The following is a 24,081-nucleotide window of genomic DNA, read 5'->3' as shown; positions in this document are numbered from 1 at the left end:
AAATCGCGTGTGGTAGGCCGACCTGCTGGACGGTCCGCATGAACGGACGGGCGAGGGGTACGGGCACGGCTCCGACACCCCCTCAGGGGTCTGTCCCAGGAGGTCGCCATGAGCCCCAGCACCGGCACAGCCCTCGCGGAACCACCGGTCCCCGAGCAGCGTCGGGACCACGACACCGCCCCCCAGGCGGTCGTCCGGGTGGCCGTCCGCGACGACCACCAGCAGGTGGGCGAGCGGCTGAGACGCGTGCTGGCGCCGTACACCGACCGCGCCGTGGTCATGCACTCGGCCCAGGCGGACGTCAGCGAGCTGGTGCTCGCCCTCAGCACGCAGGACCTGCTCGCACTGCTGGCCTCGGTCGAGGCGTCCGGGCCGCGGCTGGCGGACGACCGTGCGGGCGACCCTGCTGACGACTGGGCGGCCGGTGTGCGGCGCTCCGACCACGCCTCCGCGCTGTCCCCGCGTGAGGAGCAGGTCGTCACCCTGGTGGCCGCCGGGCTGCCCAACCACGAGATCGCCGTCCGGCTCTACCTCACGCAGAACACGCTCAAGAGCTACATCCGGTCCGCCTACCGCAAGATGGGCGTGCGCACCCGTGCCCAGGCCGTGGCCTGGGCCTTCTCCCACGGTCTCGCGCCGTCGCCCCCGGGAGCGCCCGGGGTTTCTTGACCTCGTGGGCCCGACCCGACCACAATGGCGGTGGAGCGGCGCTGACCGTTCCTGTTCTGGACCCGCTCGAGCCCACGGCGGACACACCTGGCTGCAAGGTGCCCCGTGAGCCCGACCCTCTCTCCCGATCGCCGCCTCTCGCGCGAGCGTCGCGACGACGACGCGTCGCAGCTGCTGCGTCGCGCCGCCGAGACGTCCTCCCCCGACAAGCGGGAGCGCCTGCTCGGCGAGGTCGTCGAGCTCCACCTCGAGGTGGCCGAGTCCATCGCGAGCCGCTACCGGCGTCGGGGCGTGGCCGAGGACGACCTGGTGCAGGTCGCCTACCTCGGTCTGGTCAAGGCTGCGCGCGGCTTCGACGTCGACGCCGGTCACGACTTCCTGGCCTACGCGGTGCCCACCATCCGAGGCGAGGTACGCCGCTACTTCCGCGACATGGCCTGGGTGGTGCGGCCGCCACGCCGCCTCCAGGACCTGCAGGCCCGCATCTCCGCCGCCGGCGAGGACCTCTCCCAGATCCTGGGACGCTCGGCCCGGCCGTCCGAGATCGCCGCGTCGCTCGGCCAGGACGAGGAGGAGGTGCTGGAGGCGATGGCGGCCAACGGCTGCTTCGCCCCGACCTCGCTGGACGCGCCCACGTCGGCGGACTCCCCCGGGTCCCTCGGGGACCTCCTGCCCGACGAGGACGAGGGTGACGTCGCGGCGCTCGAGGCCCGGATGCTGCTGGTGCCGGTCCTCGACTCGCTGAGCCCGCGTGACCGCCGGATCGTGTTCCTGCGCTTCTGCGCCCAGGTGACGCAGCGCGAGATCGCCGAGGAGCTGGGCATCACGCAGATGCAGGTCTCGCGACTCCTCGCGCGGATCCTGGACGACCTGCGCGACGCCATCGGCCCGCTGGACCGCTCGCTCGATCCCTCGCTGGCCTCGACGGGCTGAGGGGCACGCGGACGGGGACGATCAGGGGGTGCCGCTGCCGCCGATGCGGTCGGCCTCCTCCACGATGCGCTTCGCCACGTCGTGCAGCTTGATGTTGGCGTGCGACGACGCCCGCCGCAGGAACGCGAACGCCGCGTCCTGGTCGAGCGAGTAGCGCCCCATGACGAGCCCCATGGCCTGACCGATCACGGTCCGGCTCTCGAGGGCACGGTTGAGGTTCTCGATCTCCCGGGCCTGCCCGAAGGCGACCGCGGCGTGCGCGGCGAAGAGCTTGGCCAGCTCGACGTCCTCGGCCTCGATGCTCTCGGTCGAGGTCGAGTAGAAGTTGAGCCCCCCGACGGTGCCCTCCTCGTCGAGGAACATCCGCACCGCGAACTGCGAGCACAGCCCGTGGTCGCGGACGGCGACCGGGACGTAGCGGGGCCAGCGCTGGTCGTGACGGATCGCCGGCGCGCTCACCACGCCCTCGTCGAGGATCGCCTCGAGGCACGGGCCCTCACCGAGCTCGTACTGGAGGGTGTCGAGGTCCCAGACCGTCTGGCTGGTCGCCGCCCGGGTCGTGATCGCCCCGTCCTTGGCCGTGGTGGACACACCGACCTCGAACGGCGGCAGGGAGGTGCGGGCCGCGTCGACGATCGCCTGGAGGGTCTCGGGCAGCGACTCGCGGTTGCCCATGGCGCGCGCGGCCTCCGCCAACGCGTCACTGATGTCCGTCACGTCCATGCCTTCCGAGATGCGGCGCCGCCCGTCCGTTCCCCAGGCCGCGCAGCGGCCCATGGCACCGGCGGATCGTAGCAGTGACCGACGTGTCGCCGGCCGCTGCGCATGGTTCGTGGGTGGAGGGGAACCGCCGGACCAGGAGCTCCTCGTTGTCGGCGACGGGTCGCTCCAGGTCCGGGCGTCGAGACCACCGGCGTCCGGGCCGTCCTCCTCCGCACTGCTCCCGGCTCAGCGGCTCTGCGGCTCGCGCAGTCAGCGCCGGAGCCAGGGAAAGCCCAGGCCGTACCCGTCGTCGCTGCGGATGACCGTGTGGCACTCGGACTCGACAATCGTCACCGCGCGGCGCGTGCCGGTGGGGTCCTCGACGACGGCCGTGTACGTCGGGTCGCGACTACCTGCGCAGTCGACCATCGCGCCGTAGATGGCGTGGAGACCGATGCGCACCCGCTCCGCCTCGTCGGGGCTGAGCTCCCGGGTCACCGGCACGCTCCCCCCGGAGGGCCAGGTGCACACGATGCCGCGGACGGCCCGCAGGGGCATCACCATCGGTGAGCGTCTGCCCAGGTGCCACCCGGTGTCGAGGGCGGCCGACGCGCCGTCGAGGTCCACGCTGTCGGGGTCACGGGGGTCGACGGGGCACATGAGCGGCTCGGCCGGGGCGGTCCCGGTGCCGGCGAGGCGGTCGGCGAGTCGGTCGGCGTACTGCCGTCCGAAGGCGGACATCACCGCGCCGTAGACACCCCATCCCTCGGGTCCGCGAACCCGCGTCGGTCCGGTTCCGAGGGTGCCGATGCAGTCGGGGCCCGTGGCTCCCCGGATCTCCGCCACCTGACCATCCGCGTACCCCACCTGCAGGCGGTACGTGCGGCTGAACGTGGGGCGGCAGACCGTCTCGTCGTCCGGCGCCTCGGCAGACGCCTCGGCAGACGCCTCGGTCGACGGCTCGGCCGCCAGCTCGACGAGGCCGGACAGCAGCTCGAGGTGGGTGGTCAGCGCGTCGGACGGGACCTCGGCCGGAGTGGTGCGCCCGCGACCTCCGGGGCAGAACCGGGCCCACTGCGCCGCACCGGCGGTCGTGGGTCGCCGGGCCTCGGCGGACGGCACGCACGCGTCGGGCGCCTCGACCGTCGCCGCCGGCCCGGTCGGCGTGCCACCCGGGTCACCCGGGCTGCTGGTCCGCTCAGGCTCGGCGACCGGCTCACCGGGGGGCGCGGGGTCGGTGCTCACGCACGCGGCCGTGGTCGCGAGGACCACTCCGCACACAGCCACCGAGGCAGCCACAGCCACAGCCCGCACGAGCACCCACCTCCTGAGGTCATCTGTCCGACGCACCCGGGGCCTCGTCGGTTCCCCTGCACCTCCAGCGCCTCCTGCCGGGCGCACGAGCCGCGTCGGGCCCCCTCCCCGCGGTCCGGACGACTCTGGGAAGATGACTGCGCTGGTCTCCCTGCACCACGCGTGCTGGGCGACGCGGCCCGCCCCAGTAGCTCAGTGGATAGAGCAGCCGCCTCCTAAGCGAAAGGTCGCAAGTTCGACTCTTGCCTGGGGCACCACCGCGCACGGCACCACCACCACGACGCAGTGCCGCGCGCCGCGACGTCGAGCCGCAGACGTCCGCGCCGGACCCGGCTCACCTCGCGCGGGTCGCCTGGCGGAGCCGCTCGGCGGTCTCGTGGAGCTTCCGCTGGACGTCGGGGTGGCGGCGACCGTAGTCGCGAGCGAGCGGCTTCGACATCTCGACGAGGCTCGCGGCCGTGGCCCGCGGTCCGCGTGGACCGACCATCACGCCGGCGTAGCCGACGGACCGCATCCCCCAGTTGCGGTGCCAGGGCATGTCGGAGAGGCAGTTCACCTCGTTCACCGTCGGGTCGTCGAAGGAGCGCACCAGCAGCTCGCGGAACAGCAGGTTGCCGGGCCCGAGCCGCGCGTGCTCCTCGTCGTACCCGATCTTCGGCAGCACGACCGTGTCCCCCAGGCGCACGGCCAGGTGGGCGGCGACGGGTCGCTCGTCGATGTGCAAGGTCTGCCACTCGAGCCATCCCCGGTGCGCCAGCCGGCGCGTGAGCGTCTCGTAGAACGCGACGAGCTGCGGAGAACGCTGGATCGCCGTGCCCGCGGCACCCTTCCAGCCGGAGCTCTCGACCTCGAGGAACTGCTGCAGGAGCGCCGGCGACTGCGCCTCCGCGCCACCGACGAACCGGAACGAGACCGCGTGCTCGCGCTCCGCCCGGTTGCCACCCTTGCGCAGGTTGCGCGCGAAGTTGCGTCCCAGCCCGGCCTCGAACTCGCTCCAGTCCCCTGTCGTCCGCACGAGCGACCCCCAGGTGCTGATCGGTCGCAGCACCCTCATGCGGCGCTCCAGGGTGGACAGGCACGCGAGCACCGGCGAGCCGTCCCTGACCCGGTACCACCGGATCCGCAGCCTGGGAGCCAGCTCGGCCGCCGCCCCGACCAGCGCGTCGAGCGCGGGCTGCGCGAGCCTCGCGTCGAGCAGCGGGTGCGCGAAGTCGGTGTGCCCGCCGTCGGCGGTCCCCCGGAGCCTGTCGAGGAACCACTTGCGGGCGCGCATCAGCGGCATCACGCCCACCAGCTCGGGTCCGTCGTAGGCGAAGAAGCACCACCACGGGGTGCCGGCCGGCACCATGTGCTCCAGGAACGAGGAGACCCACGCGTGGGACAGCATGGGCAGCTTCTCGGTCGAGGCCGTCGTGAGCCGGTCCCAGGCCTCCGCGTGCTCGTCGAGCGCGTCCCGGGTGGTCGCCACCCGGACCGTGATGGCCGGGCCGACCCCGGTGTGTCCGTCTCCGCGCGCGTGCACGGTCCCCATGTCCCCCATGCCCCCATGGTCGCGCACCGCCGACGTCGGCGTGGCCGATACCTTCTCCTCGTCCGGCCCGTCACCCTCCCGGCCGGGTGCCGCGCGGGTCTATGATCAGCCACCCCCCTCCCACCGGTACCCCGCCCACCGCGGCATCCGAGGCGGGGGTCCCTGTGGAACCCGGGCGAGGAGGCGGCCTTGCAGCTCCCGGAGTCGACGATCGACGACGAGCAGTCGTCGCGCCAGACGCGCACGTCGGTGGTCGTGCGACGCGTCGTGCTGTCCTTCTTCCTGCTCGTGCTCGTGGCCGGCGCGGTCGGGGTGCTGGGCGTGCACACGACGACCGCGAGCAACAGCGAGGCGGGATGGACGCTGGAGCTGGAGTACGCCGAGGTGGCGCGCGGCGGCCTCGACGTCCCCTGGGAGGTGACCGTCGAGCGCCAGGGCGGCTTCACCGGACCCATCACGCTCGCCGTCGACGGCGCCTACTTCGACATCTACGAGACGCAGGCCTTCCACCCGCAGCCGTCGGCCATGATGCGCGACGGCTCGACGATGTTCCTGGAGTTCGACCCGCCGCTCGCCGGGGAGACGTTCGTGGTCGCCTACGACGCCTACATCCAGCCCGGCAGCCAGATCGGCAGCACCGCGACCGTCGCGGTGCTCGACGGCGAGGTCCAGGTCGCGCCGGTCGAGTTCAGCACCAGGCTGCTGCCGTGAGGACCCGCTGATGGAGATCGTGTTCCGCGCCCTGGTGATCTTCGCCTTCCTCTGGATGATCACCCGCTCGGTCGGGCGCTCGACGCTGGGCGAGCTCAGCACCTTCGAGCTGCTGCTCTACGTCACCATGGGCGACCTGGTCCAGCAGGCCGTCACCCAGCAGGACACCTCGGTCACGGGCGCCGTCCTCGCCGTCGGCACCTTCGCGCTCGCCACCGTCAGCCTCTCGTGGGTGCAGTGGCGCTTCCCCGGGTCCCGCTCGGTGATCACCGGCCGCGCGGTGTTCATCATCCGCGGGAGCGAGCCCGACGCGAAGGCCATGAAGCGGCACCGGGTCGCCGAGGCCGACCTGCTCATGGCCATGCGCGAGCAGGGCATCCGCCACACCGCCGACGTCGAGCACGTCATCCTCGAGCCCAACGGCCGGCTGTCGTTCTTCCTCCACGAGGAGGCCACCGGCAGCTCCGGCGCCCCGGAGCAGCCGCAGAACGGCTGACCGGCGGCGCCGCTCATCCCTCGGTGCTAGGACGCGTCCGCGAGCGTGCGGAAGGAGATCCCGGCCTTCGACAGGCGGTCGATCAGGTGGTCGCCCATGGCCGTGGCCGGGGTGACCTGCCCGCTGGTGGTCGGGTTGTCGTCGAAGGCCAGGCTGAGCGCTGACTCGGCGAGCATCTTGGCCGTCTCGTCGTAGCCGGGGTCGCCGCCGCTGACCTGGGTCCGCACGGTGCGACCGCCGCCGGTGCCGACGAAGTCGACGGTGAACCACGACCGCGCCCGCTTCGCCTCCGAGGGGCCCTCCCCCTGCGGCACCCGCTTGAGGATCAGCTTGCGCGCCGGCGGCAGCTGGGCGGCGCCGACCAGGCCGAGCAGCCCGGCGGACCCGCCGACGGCGTACCGGAGGGTCTTGACGCCTGCGAAGTGGGCGTAAGAGAAGTCGGGGCCGTAGTCGTCGCGGGCCGCGGCCGAGCGCTTGACCACGAACGGGTCGATCGTGGGCAGCGGGAGGAGCCAGTAGCCCAGCGTGGCGTCGCGGGTCGGCTTGGTGTCGCCGCTGCGGACCTTGCGGCCCTCGGGGCGCGGCTCGGTGCTGCGCCGGGCCTTGGCCGCCTGGCCCATCTGCCGGCCGCGGGAGAACTGCGCGAGCGCGGAGTGGAAGGTGCCGCCGGAGAACATGCCCTCGGCGCGGACCACGCCGCGCACCGAGATCGGGGCGTCCGACGGCAGCTGCTTGACCGTGTAGAGCGCACCCAGGTCGTGCGGGATCGAGTCGAAGCCGCAGCAGTGGACCAGGCGGGCGCCGGAGCGGACCGCGGTCTCGTGGTGGGCGAGGTACATGCGGTCGACGAACTCCGGCTCGCCGGTCAGGTCGACGTAGTCGGTGCCGGCGGCGGCGCAGGCGGCCACCAGCGGCTCGCCGTACGCGAGGTAGGGGCCGACGGTGGTGATGACGACGCGGGCGGACTCGGCCAGCGACCGCAGGGAGGCGGCGTCGCCGCTGTCGGCGATGACCAGCGGCAGCTCCGCGAGGCCCGCGTGCTTCGCGACCAGCCGGTCGCGGACCGCCTCGAGCTTGGCCTGGTTGCGTCCCGCGAGCGCCCAGCGGCAGTCGGTCGGGGCGTGCTCGGCGAGGTACGCCGCGGTCAGCTCGCCGGTGAACCCGGTGGCGCCGAGGAGCACGATGTCGTAGGTCCGGTCGTTCCGGTTGCTGGCGGACGTCTGCTGGCCGTCGGGCACGAGAGCTCCTGCTGGTCACGGGTCGGGCGGTCCTCGTCACGGTCGTGCTGGCCGAGGATCTGGTCGGTGGGACGCGCCATTCTGGCACCGGGAGTCCTACCGTGGTCGTCATGTGCCGCAACATCCGACCGCTGAACAACTTCGAGCCGCCCGCGACGAGCGAGGAGGTGCAGGCCGCCGCGCTGCAGTACGTCCGCAAGGTCGCCGGCGCCACCCGTCCCTCGCAGGCCAACGCCGAGGCCTTCGACCGGGCCGTTCACGAGGTCGCCGAGTCGACGCGCCGTCTGCTGGACAGCCTCACCACCACGGCGCCGCCCAAGGACCGCGAGGTCGAGGCGGCGAAGGCCCGGGCGCGCGCCCAGCTGCGCTACGGCACCTGAGGCCCGGCTGCCTCGCGGCGGGCCCACGGCCCACCGCTCAGAGGCGGCGGACGAAGACGTGCGTGGCGAGCTCGGCCTCGATCTCGGCCGTCTCGCCCCCGGAGCCGACGAGCACGCCCTCGGGCCCCTGCGTCGCCTGCACGTCGTTGTCGGGGGTGGCACCCACCCGGTGCAGCGCGGCCATGAGGACCTCGTCCTTCTGGACCTCCTCGCTGATGCGACGGATGCGCACCCGCACCGGGGTGTCCCCGTCGAGCACGTCGCTGAGCGACTCCACGCCCTCCATGAACTCCTCGCCCCCGGTGCCGCCGAGCTCGGCCAGCCCCGGGATCGGGTTGCCGTACGGCGACTCGGTCGGCTGGTCGAGCAGCTCGATGAGCCGGCGCTCGACGTCCTCGCTCATCACGTGCTCCCACCGGCAGGCCTCGGCGTGGACGAGCTCCCACGGCAGCCCGATGACGTCGGTCAGCAGCCGCTCGGCGAGCCGGTGCTTGCGCATCACGCGCGTGGCGAGGCGGCGTCCCTCGTCGGTCAGCTCGAGGTGGCGGTCGCCCTCGACCGTAACGAGGCCGTCGCGCTCCATGCGGGCGACTGTCTGGCTCACCGTCGGGCCGCTCTGGTGCAGACGCTCGGCGATCCGGGCCCGCAGCGGGGTGATGCCCTCCTCGACCAGCTCGTAGATGGTCCGGAGGTACATCTCGGTGGTGTCGATGAGGTCGCTCACGCCCCCATTGTGACCGATGATCGGCCCACCCCCACCCGGCCGCCGCCCGGGCCGACCAGGTCAGGGTTCCCGGCGCCCTGGCAGGGTGGACGAGGTGAGCACTTCCGTGATGTGGTTCCGGCGCGATCTCAGGCTCGCCGACAACCCCGCCCTGCTGGCCGCCTGCGACGCCGACGAGGTCGTCCCGCTCTTCGTGATCGACCCGGCCCTGTGGAAACCGTCGGGCCGGGTGCGCCGGCGCTACCTCCTGGACTCGCTGCGCGCCCTCGACGAGTCGCTCGGCGGCGCCCTGGTGGTGCGTCAGGGCGACCCGCGCACCGTGCTGCCCAAGGTCGCCCGCGAGGTCTCCGCCACCTCGGTCCACCACGCCGCCGACTACGGCCCCTACGGCGCCCGGCGCGACGAGGAGGTCGCCGAGGCGCTGGGTGAGGTCGACGTGGAGGTGGCGGTCCTCGGGTCGCCGTACGCCGTGGCGCCGGGGCGGATCACCAACGGCAGCGGCTCGCCGTACAAGGTCTACTCGGCCTTCCAGCGCGCCTGGGCCGAGCACGGCTGGCGCCAGCCGGTCGACGCCCCGACCGGCGTCACCTGGGCCGACCTCGACAGCCACAGGTGGCCCGACGCGGCGCTGCCCGGCGACATGGAGATCGTCGCGGCCGGTGAGAAGGCCGCCCACCGCACGTGGGAGACGTTCCGCGACGACGGGCTCGCCGACTACGACGACGCCCGCAACATCCCCGGTGGCGAGGGCTCGAGCCGGATGTCGACGTACCTCAAGTGGGGCGAGATCCACCCCCGCACGATCCTGGCCGACCTGGCCCGGAAGCGCAGCGCGGCCGCGGAGACCTACCGCAAGGAGATCGCCTGGCGCGAGTTCTACGCCGACGTGCTGTTCAACAACCCCGACAGCGCGCGCCAGGACTACAACAAGGCCTTCTCGGCCATGGAGTACGACGACCCGGGTGAGGGCTTCGAGGCCTGGCGCAAGGGCGAGACCGGCTACCCGATCGTCGACGCGGGGATGCGGCAGCTGGCCGCGACCGGGTTCATGCACAACCGGGTCCGGATGATCACCGCCTCGTTCCTGGTCAAGGACCTGCACGTGTGGTGGCGCCACGGCGCGCGGCACTTCATGGACCTGCTGGCCGACGGCGACGTGGCCTCCAACCAGCACGGCTGGCAGTGGATGGCGGGGTCGGGCACCGACGCGGCGCCGTACTTCCGGATCTTCAACCCGACCACCCAGGGCAAGAAGTTCGACCCCGACGGCACCTACGTGCGGCGCTGGGTGCCCGAGCTGGCCGACGTGCCGGCCAAGCAGATCCACGAGCCGCAGGACGTGGCCGGCTACCCCGAGCCGATCGTGGACCACAAGGAGGAGCGCGAGGAGTCGCTGCGGCGCTACGAGAAGGTCAAGAACAACAAGAGCTGAACGGACCCCGCGGGTCCGCGGCGCCCCGAGCCGTCAGCGCGCCACCGCGAGGTGGCGCCCGCTCAGCGCGATCGACTCCTTGACGAGCCCCACCACCAGGTCGGGGTCGCTGAGCTGGGGGCAGTGCCCGTGCTCGGTCAGGTGGGTGACGTGGGCGTCGGGCAGCCGTGAGGTGAAGTACGGCGCGTGGGTGGGCGTCGGGAGGACCACGTCGTGCTCGGCGAACACGAGGTGGACCGGGACGTCGATGTCCTCCAGGCCGCGGGCGGGCCGGGCCCGGGCGTAGGCCAGGATCACCTGCAGCGGGTGGCTGGCGCCCAGGGAGGCGCGGACCAGGTGCCGCACGTCCTGCGGGGCGAGCGCGGCGGGGTCCGGGGCGATCGTGCGCAGCGCCACCAGGGCCAGCGGCGGCAGCGGCACGGACGCCGGGAGCAGGTTCACCGCCCGCAGCCCACGGCGGAGCGTGGCCGCGCCGGCGAACCCCAGGCCGAGGAGCAGGTCGCGCGGGGCGAAGAACGTGTGGCCGCCGCCCGGCGCGATCGCGGTGACGCTGCGCGCCCGGCCGCGGCGGGCCAGCTCGAGGGCGAGCCAGCCTCCGAGCGAGTTGCCGACCAGGTGGGCGGTGGCCCAGCCGGCGTCGTCCATCTGTCGCTCGACGTGGGCGACCAGGGAGTCGAGGTCGGCGCGGTGCCACGGCAGCGGCGGGCCGCCCCAGTGGCCCGGCAGCGTCGGCGCCAGCACGTCGTGGCCCTGCGAGAGCCGGTCGACGACCGGGCGCCACGAGTGGTGCGACAGCATCAGCGGGTGCAGCAGCACGACCGGCTCCCCCGCCCCGGCGCGACGGCTCGGGGAGGGACGGTGGCGGCTCGGCAGGCGCATGGCGCCATGCTCACCCGCGCCGGGGCCGGGTGGCGAGAGGTCGGCCGGGCCCCGACGGCGCGTGGTGCGGTTTGGGAGCAGATGTCGGACTTCTCGGACCGTGACGGTCCGGTCCGGACCACCCGGGCGGCCGCAGGACCGGTCCGCGGAAACCGGTTGTGGGGACGTGAACCGCCGATCTACCGTGGTCGTACACGGGAAAGGAGGTGGTCCAGAGAATGAGTTCTTTGCGGACACGTGAGGTGGCTGCTCGCTAGCAGCGCACCGTCGTCGGCAACCTTCGAGCGACCTTCGTTCGAGTGCGCGCAGGCGAATCCAACAGCAGTCACCCGCCCCGCAGGCGTTCCGTGCTCGTCCGAACGGAGAGTCATCAACCGCCTGCGGGGCGTCTGCATTTTTCCGCCGCCCTCGGCCGGCCGAGGTCAGGGAGCGAGGCGTTCCAGGGCCCAGGCGTGCTGCGTCGGGCTCCAGGAGTAGCGCAGCCGGTCGTGCATGCGGCTGGGGCGGCCCTGCCACAGCTCGACGCGGTCGGGCACGACCCGCACCCCACCCCAGTACGGCGGGCGCGGCACGTCACCGCCGGCGAACCGGGCCTCCGCCTCGGCGTACCGCGCCTCCAGCGCCTCCCGACCCTCCACCACGGTGGACTGCGGCGAGGCCCAGGCCCCCAGCTGCGACCCGCGCGGCCGGCTGGCGAAGTAGGCGTCGCTCTCGGACTCCGGCAGCCGCTCGGCCCGCCCCTCGAGGCGGACCTGCCGCTCGAGGGCGTACCACCCCAGGTGCACCGCGCACTGCGGCTGCCCGGCCAGCTCCTCGCCCTTGCGGGAGGTGTAGTGGGAGAAGAAGACCACGCCGCGCTCGTCGAGCCCCTTGAGCAGGACCGTCCGGCTCGCGACCCGGCCCGTGGCGTCGACCGTGGAGAGCACCATCGCCGTCGGCTCGGCGATCTGCGCCGCCACCGCGTCGTCCACCCACCGGCGCAGCATCACCAGCGGGTCGGGGTCCACGTCGCTCTCGGCGAGTCCCCCGAGCGTGTACTCCTCGCGCAGGGCGGCGAGGTCGGGGGCGGGTCGTCCGGCTGGCGTGTGGTCCACCTCCCCAGGGTAGGCAGCGGACCGGGCAGCCACATCCGACCCACGGCGCCCACACGTGGGGCAGAATCCCGGGCAGAGGAGACAACCCCGACGAAGGAGTGGCTGCATGTCATCGTCCGAGCAGGACACACCCGAGGTGCACCACGGACTGGAGGGTGTCGTCGCCTTCGAGACCCAGATCGCCGAGCCGGACAAGGAGGGCTCCGCGCTGCGCTACCGCGGGGTCGACATCGAGGAGCTCGTCGGCCGCGTCCCGTTCGAGAAGGTCTGGGGTCTCCTCATCGACGGCTCCTACGAGCCGGGCCTCCCGCCCGCCGAGCCCTTCAACCTCCCGATCCACACCGGCGAGGTCCGCGCCGACGTGCAGGCGGCGGTGGCCATGCTGGCCCCGACCTTCGGCATGCAGCAGACCTACGACATCTCCGACGAGCAGGCCCGCGAGGACCTCAGCCGCGTCGCGGTCATGGTGCTGTCGTACGCCGCGCAGTCCGCGCGTGGCCTCGGCCAGCCCGTGGTCTCCCAGAGCGAGGTCGACAAGGGCGAGACCCTCGCCGACCGCTTCCTGATCCGCTGGAAGGGCGAGGCCGACCCCGACCAGGCCAAGGCCATCGACGCCTACTGGAGCTCGGCGGCCGAGCACGGCATGAACGCCTCGACGTTCACCGCCCGCGTCATCACCTCCACCGGCGCCGACGTGGCCGCGGCCTTCTCCGGCGCGATCGGCGCCATGAGCGGTCCCCTCCACGGCGGTGCCCCCTCCCGCGTCCTCGGCATGATCGAGGAGGTCGAGAAGCGCGGCGACGCGGCGGCGTACGTCAAGGAGCTGCTCGACAACAAGGAGCGGCTCATGGGCTTCGGGCACCGGGTCTACCGGGCCGAGGACCCCCGCGCCCGCGTGCTGCGGCGCACGGCGCGTGAGCTGAACGCCCCCCGCTACGAGGTCGCCGAGGAGCTGGAGAAGGCGGCGCTGGCCGAGCTGCGGGAGCGGCGCCCCGACCGTGTGCTCGAGACCAACGTGGAGTTCTGGGCCGCGATCGTCCTCGACTTCGCCGAGGTGCCGCCGCGGATGTTCACCTCGATGTTCACGTGCGCGCGCACGGCCGGCTGGTCCGCGCACATCCTCGAGCAGAAGAAGACCGGGCGCCTGATCCGACCCTCGGCCGTCTACACCGGTCCGCCGGAGCGCAAGGCCTCCGACGTCGACGGGTGGAACGACTCCTGGAACTGACACACTCGCGACCGTGACCCCCTCACCGACCGCACCGCCGACCGCCTCACCGCTGCCGACGTACGTCGCAGAGGTCGCGGACACCGCGTCCGGCGCCGCCGGTGACGCGGCCCCCGGACCGGGGGCCGTCGCCACCGGCGTCCTGCTGCTGAGGCTCGGGGTCGCCGACGCCGACTACCGCTGCCACGGCCAGGTGCACGTCCTGGCCGAGCTGCTCGCCGAGGCGATCGGCGAGCGCCCGGTCGAGCAGCACGTCGTCGTGGGACCGGTGACCACCCGGCTGGAGGTCACCGGCGCCGCGGCCGAGGTCGAGGAGGCCCTCGAGGCCCTCGCGGGCTGGATCCGCGAGCCGGACTGGTCGGGCCTTCCCGGAGCCGTGCACCGGATCCGGTCCGAGGACCCCGGCGAGGTCGACGACGTGCTCGCCGTCGCCTCCCTCAGCCGCTGGGGTCGACGCGGCGTCGGTCTGCTCGGGCTCGAGCCCGTCGGGCTGCACGAGGTGACGGTCGAGGACCTCGACGCGTGGCGGACGTCGTACCTCACCTCGGCCAACGTCCACCTCGTCACCGACCACCCCGGGCTCGCCGAGCGGGGTGTCACCCTCCTCGACGGGCCGGCCGTCCCCGTCCGGCACCAGCCCGGCCTCCCCCTGCCGCTCCCCGGCCGCACGGCGTGGACCGAGCGCGACGGCGCGGTCCGGGCTCCGGGCGGCCCGGGGCCGACGATGCCGCTGACCGCGTTGACCGCGCTGACCCGCGACCCGGTCACGACCCGCGTGCTCGCCGCGCTGCTGCGCTCGCGACTCGCCGCCGGGGCCGCCACCCGCCCACGGACCCGCACCCGCGCCCTGCCTGTCGGCGACCGCCTGCTGTGGGTCCACGAGCACAGCGGCGTCGGTCCCACCGAGGTGTACGACGTGGTGCGGTCGATCTCGCGGGGCGAGCTGGAGGATCCCGAGCTGGCCGCGTGCGTGGAGCGGCTCGGCCGCAGCGCGGCCCCGGCTCCCCTGGCGCGTGCCGAGCGGGAGGGGCTCGGCGACCTGCTCGGCCTGCCGCCGGCCCGGGCCGTTGACGACGTCTCGCTCGACGACGTGGTGGCCGAGGCCCGCGAGGCCGTGCCGAGCCTGCTGGTGCTGGGCGACGACGAGGCGTCGGGCGCGGCGACCGGACCCGTGCAACCGTCGGGGGCAGCGGCCCTGCGTCTGGTCCAGAAGCCGCTGCTGCGCGCCCCGGGCGAGGTGCGCAGCCGCCACCGCTCGCGCTCCCGCGGCGGCGGCGTGCTGGTCGTCGGGGAGCACACCTGCGAGGTCACCCGGACGCTGACGCGTGACGGGGTCGCGTGGGACGACCTCGTCGCGGTGCACCACCTGTCCCCGTCCGAGCGTCTGCTGGTGCCGCACCGGGGCGCGTCGCTGCTCGTCGACGCCGCCGCCTGGCGCCACGGCGACAGGGCGGTCGCCGGGATCGACGCGGCCGTCCCCGGCGCCCTCGTCGTCCGCGACGCCCCCGCAGCACCCGCAGCACCCGAAGCACCCGAAGCAGCAGCTGCGACCGGTGCCGCCCCCGAGCCGTCTCCGGCGGAACCAGCGCCGCCCGGACCCGTCGGCGCCGGACCCATCGTCACCGGACCGGGCGAGGCGGAGTCCGCCGGGTCCGCGACCTCGGAGGAGGACACCCGGACCGTCGAGACCGTCGCGGTCGGGCCCGACGCGGGAGACGACGTCACGCAGGTGCTCGCCCCCGTGACCGGCAAGCCCGAGGACCGGCCGAGCAGCGAGACCGGCGTCGGTGCGCGTGACGGGACGGACCGGACCGACGCGGCCCCGTCTACGGGACCGACCCGCTCCCGTCGCAGCAAGCGACCGAAGGCCCAGCCCCGGACGGAGCGCGGCTCCCGAGCCGCCACGGAGCCACGCACGGATGCGCGCCCTGCAGGCACCGGCGCTCCCGCGGCCGACCGCAGCTCCGAGCGGACGTCGCCGTCCCGTGAGCCGCGGCGCGACGGCGGGTCCGCCCTGGACGCGTTCCCGGGTGCCTTCCTCAGTGACGACGAGCCGCAGTCGCACGCCACCGCGGGCGGCACCGGCGGGTCGGGGGCCGTGCTGGTGATGGCTTTCGTCGTGGTGCTGGCGCTGGGCGCGACGCTGTTCTTCGGCTCACGCCTGCTCTACGGCTGACGCGCGGCCGAGCCGGGGCACGACGGGAGCACGAACGGGAGCGCTGCTACCGGACCTCGAAGGAGCCCAGGCCCTCGGCGTTCGTGTCGGTGACCTCCACGCCGTGCACCACGGCGCGGGTCGGACCGGTGCGGCACCACTCCACGAGCGAGCGGACGGCGTCCGGCGCGCCCTCGGCGTGGACGCGCACCGTGCCGTCGGGCTCGTTCACGACCCACCCGGCGACCCCGAGGCGCTCGGCCTCCTGCCGGCACGAGTCGCGGTAGAACACGCCCTGCACCCGCCCGTGCACGACGACCCGGCGGGCCGTCGTACCCCGCCCGAGGTCGGGCTCGCCCGCCTCGGCCATGCTCAGCGGCCCTCCTCGGAGGTGGTCTGCGACCAGTCGGGGTCCACGCCGGGCTGGGCGGCCTCCTCGCCGGCGGCGTCGGCGTCGAGGTCGGGGCGTACGTCGCGGTCGTCGCCGCGGGACAACTCGGGAGCGAGGTTCTCGTCGGTGTGGGGGCTCGAGCCCGGTGTGGAGGTCATGCCCCAGCCGTACCCACCTGCACAGGTTTCACGGCCTCGCGCCGGGACCGGCGTCAGGCCAGGCGCTTGCCGAGGTAGCGCACGCTCGGCTCGTCCTTGTAGAGGCCGAACCCCTCGACCGGGGTGTAGCCCGACGACTCGTAGAGCGCGATCGCCTCGGGCTGCTCGGCACCGGTCTCGAGCACCAGCACGTCGGCGCCGGCCTCGCGGGCGGTCGTCTCGAGGTGGGCCAGCATCGTGCGGGCGTGCCCACGGCGCTGGGCGGTCGGGACGACGTACATGCGCTTGATCTCGGCCGCCCGGGTGCCGCCGAGTGCGGCGACGTCGCGCCGCATCCGCCACCCCCCGATGACCACCGGCTCCCCCGCGGAGCGGCCGAGGAAGAACTGGCCGGACTCGTCGTCGAACGTGTCGACGGTGAGCACGGTCTCGTCCGGGCCGCCGTAGCGCAGCACGAACTCCTGCTGCAGGTCGGCGACCAGGCGTACGACGTCGGACGCACCGAACGACACGCGCTCGATGTCCAGGCCGACGGACGCGGGGGTGTCCATGCGGGCTGCCTCGTTTCGGGCGGGGGTGGGGGCAGGTGCCAGAATAGGCGGGTCGTCCTCACCTGCCGGGGTGTCCCGGCGTGGCGTCGACCACCACTGACAACGCCGTCAGGTCCTTGTCCGCCGTCCGACCCCGATCAGACGAGAGAAGTGCCGTGACCGACGCGATCACCATCCCTGCAGAGCTCAAGCCCGCCGACGGCCGTTTCGGCGCCGGGCCCTCGAAGGTCGGGACCGGCGCGCTCGACGCGCTGGCCGCCACCGGCGCCTCGCTCATGGGCACCAGCCACCGGCAGGCGCCGGTGAAGAAGACCGTCGGGCGCGTCCGGGACGGGCTGGCCACCCTGTTCGGGCTGCCCGAGGGCTACGAGGTGGTCCTCGGCAACGGCGGCGCCACCGCGTTCTGGGACATCGCCACCTTCGGGCTGATCCGGCAGAAGAGCCAGCACCTGACCTTCGGCGAGTTCAGCGCCAAGTTCGCGACCGCGGCGTCGCAGGCCCCGTTCCTCGACGAGCCGACCGTGATCAGCAGCGAGCCCGGCAGCCGCCCCGCACCGCACGCCGAGGCCGGCGTGGACGCCTACGCGTGGGCGCACAACGAGACCTCCACCGCCGTCATGGCACCGGTGCGGCGGGTCGAGGGCGCCGACCCCGACGCGCTGGTGCTGGTCGACGCCACCTCGGGCGCCGGCGGCCTGCCGGTCGACCTGACCGAGGTCGACGCCTACTACTTCGCGCCGCAGAAGTGCTTCGCCTCCGACGGTGGTCTGTGGATCTCCGTCATGTCGCCGGCCGCGCTGGCCCGGGCCGAGGAGCTCGCCGCCGGCGACCGCTGGATCCCGGCCTTCTTCGACCTGCCGACGGCCATCGACAACAGCCGCAAGAACCAGACCTACAACACCCCGTCGGTCGCCACGCTGTTCCTCATGGCCGAGCAGCTGGACTGGATGAACGCCGAGGGTGGCCTCGAGGGCATGGTGCGCCGCACGACGGCCAGCTCGGACGCGCTGTACGGCTGGGCGGAGAAGACGGCGTACACGACGCCGTACGTCGCGGACCCGGACCACCGCTCCCTGGTGATCGGCACCATCGACTTCGAGGACGGCATCGACGCCGCCGCGATCGCCGCCACGCTGCGCGCCAACGGCATCGTCGACACCGAGCCCTACCGCAAGCTGGGCCGCAACCAGCTGCGCATCGCGATGTACCCCGCGATCGACCCCGCCGACGTGGAGGCGCTCACCGCCTCGATCGACTACGTCGTCGAGCGCCTCTGACCCTGCGGGGGTCGGAGCCCGGCCAGGGTCAGCCGGTGCTCAGCGGGGAGTACGACGGACGCGGCGGCGCAGCAGCCAGAACACCGTGAGGGTGGCGAGCGCCAGGACTCCCCCGCCCACGACGGCCGGACCCAGCGGGATGACCGACTGCGCCGGCTCGTCGTCGTCCGTGCGCGTCGATGGCCCGTCGCGCCCCTGACCTCGAGCCTCCGAGCCGCCCGCGCCGTCGCCCTCCCGGGTGGCCTCGTCGAGGAACTGCTGCGGCACCGGGACGGACAGCAGCGGCTGCTCGTCGCCCTCCGACGAGACCAGGACCCGGCCCCCGGGCCACGGCGCGACGGCCTCCGCCTGCTCCTGCAAGGGCATCGGGAAGGCGCCCACCCCGCGCCAGGTCCGCGGGTCGACGACGAAGCCGTCGCCGTAGTCGCGCAGCACCACCGCCCCTCCCGGCAGGAAGGTGCCGTCGGTGACCAGGCCGCCGACGCGTCCGACCGGCCGCAGCCGGTTGGGCTGACCGGCGCGCAGCGGATCGGGCGCGGCCATCACCTGACCACCGAAGACGCCCTTGGTCACCACGAAGACGCGCCCGGTGCTCGGCTGCACCAGCAGGGTCTCCGCGTCGCGCGGCCCGCCGGGGTGGACGAGGTCGAAGCGCTGGGCGGTGACCGTGCGGTCCCCGCGGGTCACCGCGGGCAGGCGGTAGAGGCTGACGAACGGCCGCACCGCGTCGTTGTCGCCGATGTCGCCCACCCACACGCTGCCGTCGCGCCCGCGCGCCAGCGCCTCGACGTCGACGACCTCGTCGGAGGTGTACGTCGTGCGCCCGACGGTCTCGCCGGTGCCGGCGTCGACGACGTAGACCACGGGCCCGTCGCCCGAGTCGTTGACGGTGAGCACGTCGTCGCCCTGGACGACGAGGCCGCTGGACTCGTCGATGGCCGGGTCGAGGAAGCGCAGCTCCTCGCGGGCCCCGGTCGACGCAGCGGCCGGCGGCGCGTGCGTCGTGACACCCAGCGCTCCGACGCCGGCCACGAGGGCAGCGGTCGCCGCGGTCACGGCCAGGGCTCGCCGCCCCCGGGTCGCCCGGCCTTGCGTCGCCCGGCCTGGCGTCGCCCGGCCCGAGATCCGACGGCCGCGGGTCGACCGACGCCTCGGAGCGCTCCGGCTCATGCCAGCAGCTCGGAGAGCCGCGGCCGCAGCGCCCAGTCGGCGCGCAGCCTCTCGAGCTCGGCGCCCGCCCCGGCGTCGGCCGTCGCTCCCGTGCGCACGGCCTGGATCATCGTGTTGCGCGGCGTGTGCCGACTCTCGACGAACTCCACCACGTCCACGCGGTAGCCGCGCTGGCGCAGCTCGGCCGCCCGGACGGCGTCGGTGAGGGTGTCGGCGAAGCGCTCGCGCAGGATCCCGTCGCGCACGAGCGGGGCGTAGGTAGCCGGCACCGACCCGGCGCGGGACGACACCCGCAGCTGCGCGGCCACGTCGTGGTGGCAGCAGGGTGCGGCCAGCACGAGCGGCGCCCGCCAGGACAGGGCCTGGGCCAGGGCGTCGTCGGTCGCGGTGTCGCACGCGTGGAGCGCGAGCACCACCCCGACGTCACCGGTGGCCGCGGGCAGCGCGACGTCGCCGATCGCGCCCTGGACGAAGGAGACCTCGTCGGCCACGCCGAGCTCGTGGGCCAGCGCGGTGTTGTGGCGCAGCGACTGCTCCTTGACGTCCACCCCGACCAGCCGCACCGGCAGCCCGCGTACGGCGCTGAGGTAGCGGTGGGCGGCGAACGTCAGGTAGGCGTTGCCGCAGCCCAGGTCGACGACCGTCAGGGGCGCCTCCGCGGTCGGCCGGGACAGGGCCCCGGCGTCGAAGGCGTCGGAGAGCGCGGCGTCGAGACGGCGCAGGAACTCCTCCACCTGGCGGTACTTCGCCTGCCGGCTGGGCTTGACCCGCCCCAAGGCGTCCGCGATGCCCAGCACCGCCAGCACCGGGTCGTCCTCGGGCAGCAGGCGGGTCTTGGCCCGGTCGTGGGCGCGCGGCTCCGCGGGGGTGTCGGACGACGCGGAGGTGCCCGCGGGGTCGACGCGCTCGCGGTGCAGCAGGGGCCGCCCCTTCTTCGTCACGCGCAGCTGGAGGGTGCCGGTCGGCGTCCACACGTGCCAGTTGGACCACGGCTCGGCGACCAGCCCCGCCACCACGTCCGGCACGGTCGCGAGCGGGTGGTTCTCGGTGAACGCCTGGGTGGCGTCGAGCCGGGTGACCTGGAGGTGGCGCCCGCCCTTGAGGTCGACGTACCTCACCTCGAGGCGGCGCCACGGGTTCTGCTCACCACGGCGGCGTCCGGCCGCCACCGCCCGCTCGAGCAGCGCGTCGTCGCCGAGCAGCGCCGCGACCTCGGCGAAGCCGTCGGACGGACCGGCCGGGTCGCTGGTCGTCTCACCCACGGGTCACCGAGGAGACCACGACGATCACGATGAGCAGGATCAGCGCGCCCGGGATCACCATGCGTCGGTAGCGGGGGTTCACCCGAGGAGTCTACGGAACCGGCTGGGTCGCGGGATCCGCCTCCAGCGGGTCGGGGACCCGCTGGTTGTCCCCGGCGGCGTCCGCCGTACGCCGCTCGCGGCGGCGGCTCAAGTGCCAGAAGACCGCGACCGAGCCCAGCGTGCCGAGGATCGACATCACCCCACCGCCGGCCAGCGACCAGCGGGCCCCGAAGGTCTCCCCGACCCAGCCGACGATCGGCGAGCCGAGCGGGGTGCCGCCCATGAAGACCATGAGGTAGAGCGCCATGACGCGCCCGCGCAGCTCGGCGGGCACCGTCAGCTGCATGGTGGTGTTGGCGGCGGTGATGGTGGTCATCGCGGTGATGCCGATGAGCGGCGTCAGCGCGACGAAGGTGAGGTACGTCGGCATGGTCGCGATGACGATCTCGGCCACCCCGAAGGCCAGGGCCGCGCCGACGACCAGCCGCAGCCGGGTGCTGGTGCGGCGCGCGGCCAGGAGCGACCCGACGATGGAGCCGAGCGCCATCGTGGAGCCGAGGATGCCGTACTCCCCCGCCCCCTGGGCGTAGACCTCGGTGGCCATCAGCGCGGACGTGAGCTGGAAGTTGAGCCCGAAGGTGCCGACGAAGCCCATCACGGCCAGCACCAGCAGCAGGTCGGGGCGGCTGCGGACGTAGCGCATCCCGTCGAGCACCATGCCGGGCCGTCGGCTGCGGTCGGCATCCGGGTCGTGCGGCAGGTCCCGCAGGCGCCCGAGGGCGAAGAACACCGGTCCGTAGCTGAGCGCGTTGATCAGGATGACGACGCCGGTGGCCTCGACGCCGGAGCCGAAGAGCGCGATGGTGAGGCCCGCCACCGCCGGCCCGACGATGCGGCCGAGGTTGAAGGAGACCGAGTTCAGACCGACCGCGTTCGGCAGGTCGTCGGCGCTCACCAGCTCGGAGACGAAGGACTGCCGGACCGGTGCCTCGAAGGCGGTCCCGATGCCGAAGAGCAGCGCGATCACGTAGACGTGCCACGGCTGGGCGAGCCCGGTGACCGCGAGGAGGCCGAGAGCGAGGGCGGGGGCGGCCATCATGAGCTGGGCGACCTGCAGCAGGCGCTGCTTGGGCAGCCGGTCGGCGACCGCGCCGGCCCACGGCGAGAGCAGCAGGATCGGCAGGAACTGCAGCCCGGTGGTGATGCCCAGCGCCGTGCCGGAGTTGTTGGTCAGCAGCAGCACCAGCCAGTCCTGCGCCACCCGCTGCATCCACGTGCCGATGTTCGACACGAAGCCACCGGACCAGTACAGCCGGTAGTTGCGGTGGGCGAGGGCGCGGAAGGTGGGGCTCAACTGTTGCTCAGTCTCTCCAGGATCGGGGCGGCCTGCCGCAGCAGGGCACGTTCGTCGGGGGTCAGCTCACGCAGCCGGGGCATCAGCCAGGCGTCGCGTCGGCGGCGCTCGGCCACCAGGACCGCCTCGCCGGCCTCGGACAACCGGATGATCACCTGTCGACCGTCGGTCGGGTGGGGCGCCCGCTCGACCAGCCCCTCCGCCTCCAGGCAGGAGACCGTGCGGGTCATGGAGGGCGGCTGCACGCGCTCCGCGGCCGCCAGCTGGCCGATGCTGCTCTGCCCGTCGCGGAAGAGCCGGGCGAGCACCGAGAGGCCGCCGACACTGACCCCGGTGTCGTCGAGATCCTCGGTGCGCATGCGCCGGGACAGGCGGTTCACCGAGAAGCGGAGGGAGGAGGCGAGCCCGGCGTCGGTGCGGGCGACCTTCTCTGCGGTGGGTGACATATTGATAGCATAACTCATTAGTCCTGCTAATCATTCCCGGTCCCGACCCCCGCGTGACCCCGCGCACGTTCGCTCCCGCGGGCTCGGACCGCCGCCCTATCCTGGCGCGATGAGCGCAGACACCGCCCCCGCGACGGCCACCTCCACCGAGCACCTCGACGTCCTGGTGGTCGGGGGCGGGCTCTCGGGCGTGGGCGCCGGCTACCGCCTGCAGACCGAGTGCCTCGACAAGACCTACGCGATCCTCGAGTCGCGCGACGCGCTGGGCGGCACCTGGGACCTCTTCCGCTACCCCGGCATCCGCTCGGACTCCGACATCTTCACCCTCGCCTACCCGTTCGAGCCGTGGCGGGAGAAGGAGTCCATCGTCGACGGCGCCGCGATCCGCCGCTACATCGAGCACACGGCGACCAAGCACGGCATCGACCGCCACATCCGTCTGCAGCGCCGCGTCGTGGCCGCCGACTGGTCGACGGCCGACCAGCGCTGGACCGTCACGGTGGAGTCGACCGACCCGGCGAGCCCGGGCACCAGCACGCTCACCTGCTCGTTCCTCTACGCCTGCTCGGGCTACTACGACTACGCCGAGCCCTACGCCGCCACCATCCCGGGCATCGCCGACTTCGGCGGCCAGGTCGTGCACCCGCAGTTCTGGCCCGAGGACCTGGAGTACGCCGGCAAGCGCGTCGTGGTGATCGGCAGCGGGGCCACGGCGGTCACGCTGGTGCCGTCGATGGCCGGCGAGGCCGAGCACGTGACGATGCTCCAGCGCACCCCGTCGTGGATCGCGGTGGCCCCGCGCGTGGACAAGCTCGCCAACAGCATGCGCGAGCGGCTGCCCGCACCGCTCGCCCACCGGCTCATCCGTACCAAGAACGTGCTGGTGACCCAGGCGCTGTTCCAGTTCTGCCAGCGCTTCCCGGCCCAGGCGAAGAAGCTGCTCCTCCAGGGGGTCGAGAAGGGGGTCGGCGCGGAGCGCTTCGACCCGGCCGACTTCACCGCGCCGTACGACCCGTGGGACCAGCGCCTGTGCCTGGTGCCCAGCGGCGACCTCTTCAAGGCCATCCGTCGGGGCGATGCCGACATCGTCACCGACCGCATCGCGGGCTTCACCGCCGACGCCGTCACCCTGGAGTCCGGACGCGAGCTGCCCGCCGACGTCGTCGTGACCGCCACCGGTCTGCAGATGCAGCTCTTCGGTGGCGTGCGGCCCAGCGTGGACGGCGAGACGGTCACGCTCAACGAGCAGTTCGTGTGGCGCGGGGCGATGATCACGGGTCTGCCCAACTTCGCGATCTGCGTCGGCTACACCAACGCCTCCTGGACGCTGCGGGCCGACCTGTCCTCCCGCCTGGTGTGCAAGATCCTCCGGCACCTCGACGCCCGTGACCTCGGGGCGGTCGTGCCCCCGCTCGAGGAGGGGCTGACCGAGCGACCGCTGCTGGACCTGTCCTCGGGCTACGTCACCCGGGCGCTGCCCCACCTCCCGCGCCAGGGCGACTCCGGGGTGTGGCGGGTCCGGCAGAACTACGTCGTCGACGCCGCCACCACGCTGCGCACGGACCTCGACGCGACCCTCGAGGCGATCCCCCACACGGCCGCGCGGTCCACCCGGACGACGACGGTGCCCGCCTGACCACCCTGCCGGACTAGACCGCTGGCCGTTCGGTTACATATCCCCACAAACCTGGATGGATCGGGTGGTAGAGGGCCATCCTGTCTGTGGGGATAGGGGTATCACCATGGGTAAACAACACGAAGAGCTCATCCATGACCTGCGGAACTCCGCAGCTGTCATCAAGGCCGCCGCGGCCGAGATGAGCGAGGGACTGGAGGGCCTAACTCCCGAGGTCCTCCGTCAGCTGACGACGATGGTCCAGCAGCGCAGCGATCACGTGCTGCGCCTGCTGGACGATCTCACGGGGGAGGCGATCGGCTGACACG

Annotated in this window: 25 protein-coding genes and 1 tRNA gene; 12 read left to right on the top strand and 14 right to left on the bottom strand. The window is 73.5% G+C overall.

Annotated features, from left to right (window positions below):
- The first annotated feature begins 108 nt into the window (after positions 1–108).
- Together G7072_RS01925 and G7072_RS01920 are read left to right on the top strand one after the other, a co-directional pair.
- Positions 109–669 carry a response regulator transcription factor gene (locus G7072_RS01925; protein ID WP_206063244.1) on the top strand — a complete coding sequence of 187 codons (561 nt, stop codon included), beginning with the start codon at positions 109–111 and terminating at the stop codon, positions 667–669.
- A gap of 105 nt (positions 670–774) precedes the next feature.
- The gene (locus G7072_RS01920; RefSeq protein ID WP_166083967.1) at positions 775–1,602 is read left to right on the top strand and encodes a sigma-70 family RNA polymerase sigma factor; all 828 of its coding nucleotides are present in this window, start codon (positions 775–777) and stop codon (positions 1,600–1,602) included.
- Positions 1,603–1,623: 21 nt separating this feature from the next.
- Here G7072_RS01920 and G7072_RS01915 read toward each other — a convergent pair whose 3' ends face one another.
- Both G7072_RS01915 and G7072_RS01910 read right to left on the bottom strand, forming a co-directional pair.
- Positions 1,624–2,319 (bottom strand): GAF and ANTAR domain-containing protein, encoded by a 696-nt coding sequence (locus tag G7072_RS01915; RefSeq protein ID WP_166083965.1) that lies wholly within the window; start codon positions 2,317–2,319, stop codon positions 1,624–1,626.
- A gap of 255 nt (positions 2,320–2,574) precedes the next feature.
- Positions 2,575–3,549, bottom strand: a complete 975-nt coding sequence (locus tag G7072_RS01910; protein WP_166083964.1) for a hypothetical protein — start codon at positions 3,547–3,549, stop codon at positions 2,575–2,577.
- A 250-nt stretch (positions 3,550–3,799) separates the two neighbouring features.
- On the opposite strand from G7072_RS01910, the gene G7072_RS01905 reads away from it, so the two are divergent.
- Positions 3,800–3,875 (top strand) — tRNA-Arg (locus G7072_RS01905).
- A gap of 77 nt (positions 3,876–3,952) precedes the next feature.
- On the opposite strand, the gene G7072_RS01900 is transcribed toward G7072_RS01905, so the two are convergent.
- Positions 3,953–5,158 carry a GNAT family N-acetyltransferase gene (locus G7072_RS01900; RefSeq protein WP_166083963.1) on the bottom strand — a complete coding sequence of 402 codons (1,206 nt, stop codon included), beginning with the start codon at positions 5,156–5,158 and terminating at the stop codon, positions 3,953–3,955.
- 180 nt (positions 5,159–5,338) lie between these two features.
- On the opposite strand from G7072_RS01900, the gene G7072_RS01895 reads away from it, so the two are divergent.
- Together G7072_RS01895 and G7072_RS01890 are read left to right on the top strand one after the other, a co-directional pair.
- Entirely contained in the window at positions 5,339–5,860 is a 522-nt protein-coding gene (locus G7072_RS01895; protein ID WP_166083962.1) for a hypothetical protein, read from the top strand.
- Positions 5,861–5,870: 10 nt separating this feature from the next.
- Positions 5,871–6,356 (top strand): YetF domain-containing protein, encoded by a 486-nt coding sequence (locus tag G7072_RS01890; RefSeq protein WP_166083961.1) that lies wholly within the window; start codon positions 5,871–5,873, stop codon positions 6,354–6,356.
- Positions 6,357–6,382: 26 nt separating this feature from the next.
- Here G7072_RS01890 and G7072_RS01885 read toward each other — a convergent pair whose 3' ends face one another.
- Positions 6,383–7,594 (bottom strand): saccharopine dehydrogenase NADP-binding domain-containing protein, encoded by a 1,212-nt coding sequence (locus tag G7072_RS01885; protein WP_166083960.1) that lies wholly within the window; start codon positions 7,592–7,594, stop codon positions 6,383–6,385.
- Between the two features lie 110 nt (positions 7,595–7,704).
- Between G7072_RS01885 and G7072_RS01880 the strand changes: the two genes are divergently transcribed.
- A complete protein-coding gene (locus G7072_RS01880) occupies positions 7,705–7,974 on the top strand; it encodes a DUF2277 domain-containing protein (protein WP_166083959.1) in 270 nt (89 codons plus the stop codon).
- A 37-nt stretch (positions 7,975–8,011) separates the two neighbouring features.
- Here the strand turns inward: G7072_RS01880 and G7072_RS01875 are convergent, their stop codons facing one another.
- Positions 8,012–8,698: a metal-dependent transcriptional regulator gene (locus G7072_RS01875; protein ID WP_166083958.1), complete on the bottom strand. Its 687-nt coding sequence runs from the start codon at positions 8,696–8,698 to the stop codon at positions 8,012–8,014.
- A 94-nt stretch (positions 8,699–8,792) separates the two neighbouring features.
- Here G7072_RS01875 and G7072_RS01870 point away from each other — a divergent pair, with 94 nt between their 5' ends.
- Positions 8,793–10,130 carry a deoxyribodipyrimidine photo-lyase gene (locus G7072_RS01870; RefSeq protein ID WP_240917096.1) on the top strand — a complete coding sequence of 446 codons (1,338 nt, stop codon included), beginning with the start codon at positions 8,793–8,795 and terminating at the stop codon, positions 10,128–10,130.
- Between the two features lie 33 nt (positions 10,131–10,163).
- On the opposite strand, the gene G7072_RS01865 is transcribed toward G7072_RS01870, so the two are convergent.
- Both G7072_RS01865 and pdxH read right to left on the bottom strand, forming a co-directional pair.
- Complete coding sequence (locus G7072_RS01865) at positions 10,164–11,009, bottom strand: alpha/beta fold hydrolase (protein WP_166083955.1); 846 nt, start codon at positions 11,007–11,009, stop codon at positions 10,164–10,166.
- A 422-nt stretch (positions 11,010–11,431) separates the two neighbouring features.
- Positions 11,432–12,103: a pyridoxamine 5'-phosphate oxidase gene (gene pdxH, locus G7072_RS01860; protein ID WP_240917095.1), complete on the bottom strand. Its 672-nt coding sequence runs from the start codon at positions 12,101–12,103 to the stop codon at positions 11,432–11,434.
- A 106-nt stretch (positions 12,104–12,209) separates the two neighbouring features.
- Here pdxH and G7072_RS01855 point away from each other — a divergent pair, with 106 nt between their 5' ends.
- Both G7072_RS01855 and G7072_RS01850 read left to right on the top strand, forming a co-directional pair.
- Positions 12,210–13,331 carry a citrate synthase 2 gene (locus tag G7072_RS01855; protein WP_166083953.1) on the top strand — a complete coding sequence of 374 codons (1,122 nt, stop codon included), beginning with the start codon at positions 12,210–12,212 and terminating at the stop codon, positions 13,329–13,331.
- A gap of 13 nt (positions 13,332–13,344) precedes the next feature.
- The gene (locus G7072_RS01850; protein WP_166083952.1) at positions 13,345–15,507 is read left to right on the top strand and encodes a hypothetical protein; all 2,163 of its coding nucleotides are present in this window, start codon (positions 13,345–13,347) and stop codon (positions 15,505–15,507) included.
- A 46-nt stretch (positions 15,508–15,553) separates the two neighbouring features.
- Here the strand turns inward: G7072_RS01850 and G7072_RS01845 are convergent, their stop codons facing one another.
- Genes G7072_RS01845 through G7072_RS01835 form a run of 3 tightly spaced genes read right to left on the bottom strand, consistent with a single transcriptional unit; the run spans position 15,554 to position 16,586 of the window.
- A complete protein-coding gene (locus G7072_RS01845) occupies positions 15,554–15,856 on the bottom strand; it encodes an acylphosphatase (protein WP_166083951.1) in 303 nt (100 codons plus the stop codon).
- A gap of 2 nt (positions 15,857–15,858) precedes the next feature.
- On the bottom strand, positions 15,859–16,035 hold the full coding sequence (locus G7072_RS01840; RefSeq protein WP_166083950.1) for a hypothetical protein: 177 nt from the start codon (positions 16,033–16,035) through the stop codon (positions 15,859–15,861).
- Between the two features lie 53 nt (positions 16,036–16,088).
- On the bottom strand, positions 16,089–16,586 hold the full coding sequence (locus tag G7072_RS01835; RefSeq protein WP_166083949.1) for a GNAT family N-acetyltransferase: 498 nt from the start codon (positions 16,584–16,586) through the stop codon (positions 16,089–16,091).
- Positions 16,587–16,741: 155 nt separating this feature from the next.
- Between G7072_RS01835 and serC the strand changes: the two genes are divergently transcribed.
- Positions 16,742–17,863 carry a phosphoserine transaminase gene (gene serC, locus G7072_RS01830; protein ID WP_166083948.1) on the top strand — a complete coding sequence of 374 codons (1,122 nt, stop codon included), beginning with the start codon at positions 16,742–16,744 and terminating at the stop codon, positions 17,861–17,863.
- 39 nt (positions 17,864–17,902) lie between these two features.
- Here the strand turns inward: serC and G7072_RS01825 are convergent, their stop codons facing one another.
- From G7072_RS01825 to G7072_RS01810, 4 genes are all read right to left on the bottom strand, one after another.
- Positions 17,903–18,919: a hypothetical protein gene (locus G7072_RS01825; protein WP_166083947.1), complete on the bottom strand. Its 1,017-nt coding sequence runs from the start codon at positions 18,917–18,919 to the stop codon at positions 17,903–17,905.
- 110 nt (positions 18,920–19,029) lie between these two features.
- Positions 19,030–20,295 carry an SAM-dependent methyltransferase gene (locus tag G7072_RS01820; protein ID WP_166083946.1) on the bottom strand — a complete coding sequence of 422 codons (1,266 nt, stop codon included), beginning with the start codon at positions 20,293–20,295 and terminating at the stop codon, positions 19,030–19,032.
- 91 nt (positions 20,296–20,386) lie between these two features.
- Positions 20,387–21,691, bottom strand: a complete 1,305-nt coding sequence (locus tag G7072_RS01815; RefSeq protein ID WP_166083945.1) for an MFS transporter — start codon at positions 21,689–21,691, stop codon at positions 20,387–20,389.
- A complete protein-coding gene (locus G7072_RS01810; protein WP_240917094.1) occupies positions 21,688–22,137 on the bottom strand; it encodes a MarR family transcriptional regulator in 450 nt (149 codons plus the stop codon). Before G7072_RS01810 ends, G7072_RS01815 begins: the two co-directional genes overlap by 4 nt.
- 109 nt (positions 22,138–22,246) lie before the next feature.
- Here G7072_RS01810 and G7072_RS01805 point away from each other — a divergent pair, with 109 nt between their 5' ends.
- Positions 22,247–23,773 carry an NAD(P)/FAD-dependent oxidoreductase gene (locus tag G7072_RS01805; RefSeq protein WP_166083943.1) on the top strand — a complete coding sequence of 509 codons (1,527 nt, stop codon included), beginning with the start codon at positions 22,247–22,249 and terminating at the stop codon, positions 23,771–23,773.
- Between the two features lie 106 nt (positions 23,774–23,879).
- Entirely contained in the window at positions 23,880–24,077 is a 198-nt protein-coding gene (locus G7072_RS01800; protein WP_166083942.1) for a hypothetical protein, read from the top strand.
- The last annotated feature ends 4 nt before the right edge of the window (positions 24,078–24,081 follow it).

Origin of the sequence: Nocardioides sp. HDW12B (assembly GCF_011299595.1) — a bacterium.
Lineage (GTDB): Bacteria > Actinomycetota > Actinomycetes > Propionibacteriales > Nocardioidaceae > Marmoricola_A.
Note: the sequence above shows the minus strand (reverse complement) of the source record. Positions and strands in the feature narration are given on the sequence as shown.